This is a genomic window from Frigoribacterium sp. CFBP 13605, from assembly GCF_014839405.1.
Lineage (GTDB): Bacteria > Actinomycetota > Actinomycetes > Actinomycetales > Microbacteriaceae > Frigoribacterium.
Map to the genome: position 1 here is coordinate 1 of NZ_JACYNS010000089.1, position 10284 is coordinate 10284.

General features: G+C 71.8%; 9 protein-coding genes. 3 read left to right on the top strand and 6 right to left on the bottom strand.

Annotated elements, in window-relative coordinates:
* Nucleotides 1–177: 177 nt before the first annotated feature.
* Nucleotides 178–351, top strand: a complete 174-nt coding sequence (locus IFT36_RS13110; RefSeq protein ID WP_157485188.1) for a hypothetical protein — start codon at nucleotides 178–180, stop codon at nucleotides 349–351.
* Between the two features lie 73 nt (nucleotides 352–424).
* Nucleotides 425–1762: a Na+/H+ antiporter NhaA gene (gene nhaA, locus IFT36_RS13115; protein ID WP_200413351.1), complete on the top strand. Its 1338-nt coding sequence runs from the start codon at nucleotides 425–427 to the stop codon at nucleotides 1760–1762.
* 64 nt (nucleotides 1763–1826) lie between these two features.
* Here nhaA and IFT36_RS13120 read toward each other — a convergent pair whose 3' ends face one another.
* Nucleotides 1827–3104, bottom strand: coding sequence for a hypothetical protein (locus IFT36_RS13120; protein WP_200413355.1), 1278 nt, complete (start codon nucleotides 3102–3104; stop codon nucleotides 1827–1829).
* Entirely contained in the window at nucleotides 3094–3636 is a 543-nt protein-coding gene (locus IFT36_RS13125; protein ID WP_082460151.1) for an RNA polymerase sigma factor, read from the bottom strand. Before IFT36_RS13125 ends, IFT36_RS13120 begins: the two co-directional genes overlap by 11 nt.
* 126 nt (nucleotides 3637–3762) lie before the next feature.
* On the opposite strand from IFT36_RS13125, the gene IFT36_RS13130 reads away from it, so the two are divergent.
* On the top strand, nucleotides 3763–4170 hold the full coding sequence (locus IFT36_RS13130; RefSeq protein WP_200413352.1) for an arsenate-mycothiol transferase ArsC: 408 nt from the start codon (nucleotides 3763–3765) through the stop codon (nucleotides 4168–4170).
* A 135-nt stretch (nucleotides 4171–4305) separates the two neighbouring features.
* On the opposite strand, the gene IFT36_RS13135 is transcribed toward IFT36_RS13130, so the two are convergent.
* From IFT36_RS13135 to IFT36_RS13150, 4 genes are all read right to left on the bottom strand, one after another.
* Nucleotides 4306–5271: a carbohydrate ABC transporter permease gene (locus IFT36_RS13135; RefSeq protein ID WP_082460077.1), complete on the bottom strand. Its 966-nt coding sequence runs from the start codon at nucleotides 5269–5271 to the stop codon at nucleotides 4306–4308.
* Nucleotides 5268–6227: a carbohydrate ABC transporter permease gene (locus IFT36_RS13140; protein ID WP_200413353.1), complete on the bottom strand. Its 960-nt coding sequence runs from the start codon at nucleotides 6225–6227 to the stop codon at nucleotides 5268–5270. Before IFT36_RS13140 ends, IFT36_RS13135 begins: the two co-directional genes overlap by 4 nt.
* Nucleotides 6228–6285: 58 nt before the next feature.
* A complete protein-coding gene (locus IFT36_RS13145) occupies nucleotides 6286–7641 on the bottom strand; it encodes an ABC transporter substrate-binding protein (RefSeq protein WP_056043877.1) in 1356 nt (451 codons plus the stop codon).
* Between the two features lie 167 nt (nucleotides 7642–7808).
* A complete protein-coding gene (locus tag IFT36_RS13150) occupies nucleotides 7809–10007 on the bottom strand; it encodes a beta-galactosidase (RefSeq protein ID WP_200413354.1) in 2199 nt (732 codons plus the stop codon).
* Between the last annotated feature and the right edge of the window lie 277 nt (nucleotides 10008–10284).

Below are 10284 nucleotides of genomic sequence, written 5' to 3' on the forward strand. Positions count from 1 at the left end.
CGACTGAACGTCGCACCGCCGACGTGGGCGGTGCGACGCTCGGTCGGCGGTGCGTCCCGCCCCGAGAGCGCAGGAGTCCCGCCCCGAGAGCGCAGGAGGCGCGGGCCGGCACCGTGGGACCCGCGGGTGGGTGACGGCCCGGCCCGCTCCCCGGGGCCCGGCGGTATCCTGGTGGGCATGTCGTCACCCGCCTGCCCGTCCCGCGCCCCGCGCCGGGCGCGCACGGCGCAGCAGGCGTTCCCGAAGCGGCTCGTGCTGACGAAGCGCACCTGCGGCACGAACGGCTGGATGAGCCTGTGGGGCAGCAACGCCCACGGCGAGATCGCCGGGTGCCCGCCGCCCGTGGCGTAGCACCGCTCCTCGTCGTCGACGGGTCGAGCGGACGCCCCGCCCTGCCCGCCGACGCTCCCGAAGGACGACGACCATGACCGACCGCACGCCCGCCGACCGCACGCCCGCCGACCCCACTCCGGCCGCCGCTCCCGCCACCGACCCGACCCCCGCCCCTCCTGCCCCCGCCCACGCGCCCCGTGCCGAGGGCCGGGGCGCACGGCTCTCGCGGTTCCTCAGCCGCGACACGACCGGCGGACTGCTGCTGCTCGCGGCGACCGTGCTCGCGCTCGTCCTGGCGAACAGCCCGGCCGGCTCGTTCTACTCGGCCGTGCGCGACGTGTCGTTCGGCCCCGAGGCCCTGCACCTCAACCTCAGCATGGGCAGCTGGGCGGCCGACGGGCTCCTCGCGATCTTCTTCTTCGTGGTCGGCCTCGAGCTGAAGCAGGAGTTCGTCGCCGGCTCGCTGCGCGACCCCCGGGTCGCCGTGCTGCCCATCGCCGCGGCGGTCGGCGGGGTCGCCCTGCCGGCGCTGCTCTTCACGCTGATCAACCTCGGAGCCGGCCCCGACGCGCTCCAGGGGTGGGCGATCCCGGCCGCGACCGACATCGCGTTCGCCGTCGCCGTGATCGCCGTCGTCGGCAAGCGGCTGCCCCCGGCCCTGCGCACCTTCCTGTTGACCCTCGCCGTCGTCGACGACCTGATCGCGATCACGATCATCGCGGTGTTCTACACGGCGGGCATCGCCTTCGTCCCCCTGCTGCTGGCGCTGCTGCCGCTCGCGGCGTTCGCCGTGCTCGTCCGCCGTGGGGTGCGGGCGTGGTGGCTGCTGATCCCGCTGGGCGTCCTCGCCTGGGCCCTCGTGCACGCCTCGGGGGTGCACGCCACGATCGCGGGCGTGCTGCTCGGCCTGCTCGTGCCCGCGGTGGCGACGGCCCGGGCCGGCGTCACGCACGTCGGACCCGACGGCCACGAGGTGCGGCACCCGCTGACCCACCACTTCGCCGAGCGCTGGAGCCCGGTCTCGTCGGGCGTGGCGGTGCCCGTCTTCGCGTTCTTCTCGGCAGGCGTGACGGTCGGCGGGTTCGACGGGCTGGTCGAGTCGCTGAGCGACAGCGTCGCGATCGGCATCGTCGTGGCGCTCGTGCTCGGCAAGTCGATCGGCATCACCGGGGCGTCCCTGCTCGTGACGCGGCTGCCCGGCATCCGGCTCGATCCGAGCCTGCGCTGGGGCGACGTGCTCGGGCTGTCGTTCGTGGCCGGCATCGGGTTCACCGTGTCGCTCCTGGTCGGCGAGCTCGCCTACGGCGCCGGCAGCGAGCAGGACGACGTGGTCAAGGTCGGCGTCCTCGTCGGCTCGCTCCTCTCGGCCCTGGTCGGCGGCGCGATCCTGGCCGTGCGCGGCCGGGCCCGCGGCCGCCTCGACGCCTGACGGTCCGCCGACCCGCGCCTCCTGCGGTCGCGTGCCTCGGTCACGGCAGCGCAGGAGGCGCGGGTCAGCTCGCGGGACGCGTCGCGACGATCGCCTCCGCGGCCGCGACCAGCAGGCCCTTCATCTCGGGCGTGGCACCGCTCGCGTAGCCGACCTGCAGCCACGATCCGTCGCTCAGGAGGTCGACGTAGCACGAGCTGCCCTCCGAGCTGACGCAGACGAAGGTCGCCGCGTCCGCGCCGGCGACCGACACGGGTTCGCTGTCGTCGACCGGCTCGTAGGCCCATTCGCCGCCGGGGACGATGGTGACCCGGAACTCGCCGAAGGAGCCGTCCGCCACGGGCTGGTCACCGGCCTCGAGGGGCAACACCCATCGGCAGTCGACCGACGAGTCCTTCGTGTCGGAGATGCCGTCGCCGACCTCCGTCCATGTGTGCTCCGCCGGGCCGACCAGTTCCGGTGAACCGACGATGGTGGGGACGTCCGCGCCGCTGAGCACGGAGCAGGTGGCGTCGGCCCAGTCGGTGGCGGGCGGCTGCCAGGCGGCTGTCGGCGTCAGCCCGACGAGAGCGGTCGAGAGGGACCGCAGGGCTGACGAGACGTCGGCCCGTGCCGTGTCCTCGCTCCAGGCGTCGGGTGACGGATCGAACGACCAGGACGAGTCGTCGTAGAACGAGAACGAGATCCACCACGGGTCCGCGACGACGGAGGCGCGGCAGGACGAATTCCCTTCCGTGCCGCACGAGATCACGGACGACCGTCCGAGGCCCAGCGAGGAGTCGCCGGCGTCGTGGCGCTCGCTCGTCCACCGTGTTCCGGTCGTCACGTCGTTCGACACCCGGACGACGACGTTCGAGTACGAGCCGGCTTCGGACCTCCAGACGCAGGAGAGCACGCCCTGCTGGGCCAGACCGGCCTCCGTCGTGCGGTCGTAGTTCTTCGGCAGCAGTTCCGGAGCGTAGACGGGGTCAGGGATGAACGCCGTGAGATCGATGCCGTTCGTCAGCGTCGCGCAGTCGATCGGCGCCGACGGCACCGGTGCGACCACCGGCGCCACCGTCGGCGTCGGCCGCGGCGTCGCCGTCGGCCGGACCGTCGGCGTCGGGGTGGGCGTGCTCGTCGGCGTGGACGGTGCCGACGCCTGGAACGGCGAGGGCAGCATGCCGAGTGCCAGCGCTCCCGAGCCGCCGCCGATCGCCAGCAGGGCGGCCAGGCCCAGGCCGAGGCCGAGGTTCCGGTTGCGCTTCCGGCGCGGGGACTCCGTGGTGCGTTCGAGGACGTTCTGCTTCATCGTGACGAGCATGCGGTTCAGCTCGTCTCCGGTGGGGGGCTCAGAGTTCATCGTTCATCACCGCCTTCTTCTTCAGTCGCGATCGGGTGCGCGACACGCGTTGGGTGACGGCGCCGATGCTCAGGCCGACCTGGGCGGCGGCCTCGCCGTAGGGGCGCCCCTCGATGAGGCAGAGCTCGACGATCTGCCGGTCGACCGGGCCGAGGGCGTCGATCTCGTCGCGGACCCAGCGCAGCCGGTCGCGCGCCTCCTCGCCGTGGTCCGGGGCGACGAGGTCGTCGGGCAGTTCGTCGGTGGCGGCGCGGGCCTGCTTGCGGCGCAGGTTGGCGGCGTGGTTGCGGCAGACGACCAGCAACCAGGGCAGCAGCGAGTCCTCGGGCAGGTCGATCTGGTCGACCTTCTTCCAGAGGGTCACGAACGTGTCCTGCACGATCTCCTCGACGTCCATCCGGGTGGCGGCCAGCGCCCACGCGTAGCGGGTCACCGTCGCGGCGTGCCGGTCGAACAAGGCCGACAGTGCCCGTTGGTCACCCCCGACCGTGCGTCTGACGAGCTCGTCGTCGCCTTCCGTGTCGTGATCCACGTCCACCCCCTTCACTAGAGGAGTGTCGCGGAACCGGCGAACCTGACACGGGACCCCCGACGGATCGGCGGGCGGCGCGTCCCGACGGCACGGGACCCGGCCACCCGGGGTCGGTACGGTGTCCGCATGACCCCGACCCGCGCCTCCGTCCTGTTCGTCTGCCAGAAGAACGGGGGCAAGTCGCAGATGGCCGCCGGGCTGATGCGTGAGCTCGCCGGCGACGAGGTCACGGTCGCGTCGGCCGGCACGACGCCCGGCACCGACCTCAACGCGCAGTCGGTCGAGTCGCTCGCCGAGCTCGGCATCGACCTCGGCGACGAGCACCCCAAGGCCCTCACCGAGCAGATGGTGCGCGACGCCGACGTGGTCGTCGTCCTCGGTCGGGAGGCGCGGGTCGACGAGGTCCCCGGCACCCGCTTCGAGACCTGGATCACCGACGAACCGTCCGAGCGGGGCGTCGAGGGCATGGAGCGCATGCGCCTCGTCCGCGACGACATCCGCTCCCGCGTCGCCGACCTGCACGCCCGCCTCTGACGCCGGGACGAACGAACGGAGGCGGTGGTGACCTCTCAACGTCACCACCGCCTCCCGGGCCGCCGCTGCCACGGCCACGGCCCACCCGCTCCGACCTCCACCGTGAACCGGGGGCCGGGGCGGGAGTCGGACCGGCTACCCCTTGACGCCGCCGGCGCTCAGGCCGGACTGCCAGAAGCGCTGGAGGAACAGGAACGCCACGACCAGCGGCAGGATCGACACGAACGACCCGGTCAGCACGGTCGAGAACAGCACCTGGGCGCCGCCGCCGCCGGTGGCCGCCTGCTGCCACTGCGCCAGGCCGACCGTCGCCGGGAACAGCGACGGGTCGTTCAGCATGATCAACGGCAGGAAGTAGTTGTTCCAGGTCGAGACCAGGGCGAACAGCAGCACCGTGACGATGCCCGGTGCGAGCAGCCGGGACGCGATCGTCAGGAAGATCCGCAGTTCGCCGGCCCCGTCGATGCGGGCAGCCTCGAGCAGGCTGTCGTCGACCGCCTCGCTCGCGTAGACGCGCATCAGGTAGACGCCGAACGGGCTGACCAGCGACGGCAGGATGATCGCCCACGGGGTGTCGACGAGGTTCGCCGCGCTGAACAGCAGGTAGGTCGGGATCGCCAGCGCCGTCAGCGGCACCATGACCGCCCCGAGGATCAGCCCGAAGACGAACGACCTGCCCTTGAAGACGTACTTGGCCAGCGAGTAGCCGCACATCGTGGCGAGCACCGCCGCACCGACCGAGCTGACCACGGCGTAGAGCACCGTGTTGCCCATCCACTGCACGAAGATGCCGTCCTGGAACGTGAACAGCTGCGCCAGGTTGTCGCCCAGGGCGAAGGTGCGGCCGAAGGCCAGGCCGAACGTCGAGAAGATGTCGCCGTTGGTCTTGGTCGCCTGGATCGCCAGCCAGACCAGCGGCAGCAGGAAGTACGCCAGCGTGATCCAGAGGATCACGGTGAGGATCGGCGTCTTGCGCTTGGACCGCTCGACGCGACGTCGCGGGCGGCGATTGCCCGCGCCTCCGGAGCCCTCGAGGCGGCGGACGGGACGGTCGACGGACGTGGCCCCGGCGGTGTCGACGGGGGCGGGTGCGATCGTCACGACAGTCGCTCCTTGCGTGAGGTGGCGAGCTGCACCACGTAGCTGATGATCATGATGAGGAACCCGAGCAGGAAGGCGATGGCCGCGGCGTAGTTGACGTCCTGGTTCTTGAACGCGACGTTGTACGCGTAGAGGTTCGGGGTGAAGTCCGACCCGATCGCGTTGGGCGCGATGCTGTAGAGCAGGTTGGGCTCGTTGAAGAGCTGGAACGACCCGATCACCGAGAAGATCACGGTCAGCAGGATCGCCGAGCGGATCGCCGGGATCTTGATGCTCCACGCCACCCGCCAGGGCCCGGCGCCGTCGATCTCGGCGGCCTCGTACATCTCGGTCGGCACGCTGCGCAGGGCGGCGTACAGCACGATCATGTTGTAGCCGATGAACTCCCAGCTGACGATGTTCATCGTGCTGCCGAGCACGTTCTGCGGCGACAGCAGGTCGGGCGGCGTGAGGCCGACTCCGCTGATCACCTGGGCGATCAGGCCGGACTCGCGGCCGTAGAGGTAGCCCCACATCAGCGTCGCGACGACGCCGGGCACGGCGTACGGCACGAAGATCGCGAGGCGGACGAACTTGCTGCCGGCCACCCGGCCGGTGTCGAGGGCGAGGGCGACGAACAGGGCGATCACGAGCATGATCGGCACCTGCACGAAGAGGAACAGCGCGACCCGCCCGAGGCCGGCCCAGAAGCTCGGGTCGTTCAGTGCGCGGCTGTAGTTGGCGAGGCCCGAGAAGACCTGCCCGCCGACGAGCTGCGAGGTGAAGGTGCTCAGGTAGCCCGCGTAGCCGAGCGGCACGAGGAACATCGCCGCGAAGACGAGCAGGAACGGGATCGCCAGGGCCCAGGCCGCGACGAGCTGCGGTCGGTGCAGCGAGCTCGTGCGCCGCGGGGTGGCGGGCTGACGGGACGAGGAGGCGCGGGTCGCGTCTCGAGGAGGGGTGACGGAGGTGGACATGGGGCTCCTTGCCGGGCCGAGGGGGTGCCGCCCGAGGGCGGGCGGCACCCCGTGAGCGCTACTTGACGGTGAAGCCCTGCTGCTTCGCGTAGGCGGTGACGTCGTCCTGCCACGCCGTGAGGGCGGCGGAGAGGTCGGAGTGGTCGGCGATCGCCTTGCCGAGCGTGTCGTTGAAGCTCGAGTAGACGTAGTCCATGAACGGCAGCCACTGGAAGTCGGTGCTGACCGTGTCCGAGACGCCGGCGAAGAGCTCGTTGACCTTCTGGCCGCCGTAGAAGTCCGAGGCGGTGTCGGTGAAGTCGCTGCTCGAGAGGGTGTCGGTCGTCGTCGGGAACAGGAACTGCTCGTTCGCGAAGGCGAGGGTCGACTCGGGGTCGCTGTTCAGGAACTTGCTGAACTCGGCCGCGGCGATCGGGTTCTGCGTGCCCGTGATGACGGCGTCGCTCGATCCGCCCCAGTTGCCCGAGACGTCCTCGCCGGCCTTCCACTGCGGGATCTTCGCGGCGGTCCACTTGCCGCTGGTGTTCGCGGCCGTGCCCTGCAGGAAGACGGGGCCCCAGGCGGCGGTCTGCCAGCTGGCGTACTTGCCCGACGAGAAGCCCTGGTACCAGGCGTCGTTGAAGTCGGCGTCGGTCGAGACGAGGTCCTTGTCGATCAGGTCCTGCCAGAACGTGACGACCTTCTGCGTCTCGGTCGAGTCGAGGTCGATGCCGACGGTCTTGTCGCCGTCGTACGAGAACGGCTTGGCGCCGGCCTGCCAGAACAGCCCGACGATCTGGCCGGGGTCGTTGCCGGGCAGGTTCGAGATGTACGAGTCGGTCTTGTCCTTGATCGTCTGCGCGTCGGTCGCGAAGTCGGCCCAGGTCTCGGGCGCCTCCGTCAGCCCCGCCTGCTCGTAGATGTCCGAGCGGTAGAGGTTGCCGAGCGGGCCCGAGTCCTGCGGCACCGACCAGACGCCGGTGTCGTCCGCGACCTGGTTCCAGACCCACGGGACGTACTTCGACTCGAGGTCCGCGCCTCCGTAGGGGGTCAGGTCGACGAGGCTGCCGGTCTGGCGGAAGGACGGGATGTACTGGTACTCGATCTGGGCGACGTCGGGTGCGCCCTTGCCGGCCTTCAGGGCCGTCCGCAGCTTCGGGTACTGCGCGGTGCCGGTGCCCACGTTGACGACGTCGACCTTGATCTTCGGGTACTTGGCCTCGAACAGGTCGACCTCCTTCTGGACGTCGGGCACCCAGGTCCAGAAGGTGAGGGTCGTGTCGGTGTCCATGGCCTTGTCGATGTCGGCCTGCGAGACGGGCGCGGTGTCGCCACCACCACCCGCGCCTCCGCCGGACGGGGCGCAGCCGGTCAGTACGAACGCCGACACGACGGCGAGTGACACGAGCGCCTTTGCTGTGGTCTTTCTCTTCATGGTGGTTCTTCCTCGAGGGGGTGGGGGAGTGGTGCGGGGGATCGGGTGGTGCAGGGGGACGTGGTGCGGGTCGGTGGGGTGGGGTGGTGCGGGTCGGTGGAGTGACGTGGTGCAGGGGACGTCGTGCGGGTCGGGCGGCCGGGGTCGGGGAGGCCGGGTCGGGCCGCCTACGAGGCGTCGGCGTCGACGAGCTCGTACACGTGGGCCGCGCGCGGGGCGAGGGTCAGGGTGGTGCCGGCGGCGACGACCTCCCGGGTCTCGAGGTCGCGCACCGCGGAGGGCGTGGTGACCGTTCCCTCGTGGGCCGACCAGTTCGACACGAACGCGAGCCCGGGGGCTCCGGCCCGTGAACCGGTGGTGACCGTGACCGTCTCGGTCGCCGCCCACGTGCCCGCCGCCGTGGCGGGCACGAGCCACCGGGCGATCGAGCGCGAGAGCTCGGGGTTGGGCACGGTCGCGACGTAGCTGACGCGGCCGGCTCCGGAGGCGCGGGTCGTCAGCATCGCGTCGGCCCCGATCTCGGTCGGCGCGGCCCGCAGCACGACGGTGGCGTCCTCGACGTGCAGGACGTCGGCCCAGCGGGTGCCGGCGGAGCCCGGCTCGAGGACGAAGGCTGCGTCGGCGGGGGAGGCCGGGGCGGTGACGTCCTCGGTGGCCGCGGCCGCGCCTCCTGCGGTCGTGCCGTCGGTGCGCTCGGCGGTGCCGGCGTCCGCGACGTGGACGGCGAGGGGGTGGTCGAGGTTGGTGTACTCCTCGTACCAGACCCCCGCGGGGCCCGAGAGCCGGGCGGGTGCCGGGTCGCGGCGGGCGCGGGCGAGCTCGTCGCCGTAGGCCGTGCGGATGCCGACCACCAGGTGGCCGCCCGCCTCGGCGTACGCGGTGAGCGCGGTGAGCGTGGCGTCGTCGACGACGTACAGCGCCGGAACGACGAGCACGGGGTGCGTCGCGGCCAGCTCGGCCGGGTCGGCGGCGAGGAACTGCGTCACGTGCTGGATGCGCACCTGCACGCCCGCCTCGGCGAGCCCGCGGTAGTGCGCGTCGAACAGGTGGAGGTACGACTCCGGGTCGGGGGTGCCGTCGGGCAGGGCCAGCGGCGGGTACGTCTCGAACGACCACTTGGTCTCGGTCGACCAGAGCATCAGCACGTCGGCGTCGGGCTCGAGGCCGTCGACCGCGCCGCCGACCGCCTTGAGCGTGGCGCCCAGGGCCGAGACCTCGCGGTGGATGCGACCGGGACGCTGGCTGTGCGGAAGCACGCCGCCCCAGTACGTCTCGACGCCGAAGTGCAGCGTGTGCCAGTGCCAGTACTCGACCATGCGGGCACCGCGGGAGACGAGCGCGAGCGCGGCCTGCTTGATCTGCCCGTCGAACGGCGGGTGGTTCTGCCAGGGGCCGCCGATCGACTGCGCGTTGGTCTCGGTGACGAGGAAGGGCGCCTGCGCCGACGAGAACGCCCGGTCGCCCCACTGCTGCAGGGCCCAGACGCCGGTGTGCCACCAGCCGGCCTCGCGGGGCACCTCGACGCCGAGCGTCAGGCCGTCCTGCATCTTGTAGTACGGGTTCCCGGCGGTGACGTCGAGGCTCTCGACGAGCCGCTCGTCGGCGACCTGCGGGCGCGAGTACGAGATGCAGGTGGTGACGAACTGGTCGTCGCGGGCGTACTCGCGGACGACGTCGGCCTGCCAGGCGATCAGCTCGTCGGCCAGCTCGCCCTGGAATCGCCGCCACTCGAGGTCGTACTGCGGCTGGACGTTGCCGTCGGGACGCCAGAGCTGCGACCACTCGGTCAGCCGGTGCGACCAGTAGACCAGGCCCCACTCCTCGTCGAGGCGCTCGACGGTGCCGTACTTGCGCTGCAGCCAGGCCACGAAGCGGTCGAAGACCTGGTCGTTGCGCGGGCGCTCGTTGCCGGGCTCGTTGTCGACCTGCCAACCGATCACGGCGGGGTGCTGCGCGTAGCGCTCGACGACCTTGCGGACGACGCGCTCGGCGTAGAAGCGGTAGGCGGGGTGGCTCTGGTCCATCTCCTGTCGGGCGCCCCAGCCGGCGCGGACGCCGGTCGTCCGCTCGGCGGCGATCTCGGGGTGGCGCACCTGCAGCCACGGCGGCACCGCGTAGGTCGGCGTGCCGAGCACCACCGCGATGCCGCGGGCGTGGGCGCCGTCGAGCACGGGCTGAAGCCAGTCGAGGTCGAACTCGCCCTCGCGCGGCTCCCACGTCGACCAGACCGACTCGCCCACGCGGATCACCGTGAAGCCCGCCTCGACCATCAGGTCGAGGTCGCGGTCGAGGGTGCCCGCCTGCTGGTACTCGGCGTAGTAGGCGGCTCCGAAGAGCACCCCGGAGTGGCGTGGAGCAGAAGTCATCGTTGACCCGTTCGTGTGTGTCGGCTGCGGTGGCGACCGCCGACGTCGTCCCGCGCGTGCTCGGGACGTCGAACGATGTTCGGTGGATGTTGTCGATAACATCGGCGTCTGCGGAGAACGTAACCCACGTGCCGCCACCTGCGCAAGACCCCGTCGTCGACGGGTCCCCGGTGGAGGAGGCGCGGGTCGGCCCGCACGGCTCGGCCTGCGCCGGTGGGCCTGCGCCGATGGGCCCGCGCCCGGGGGCGTCAGCCGCGCGCGGGTGCGGTCGAGGCGC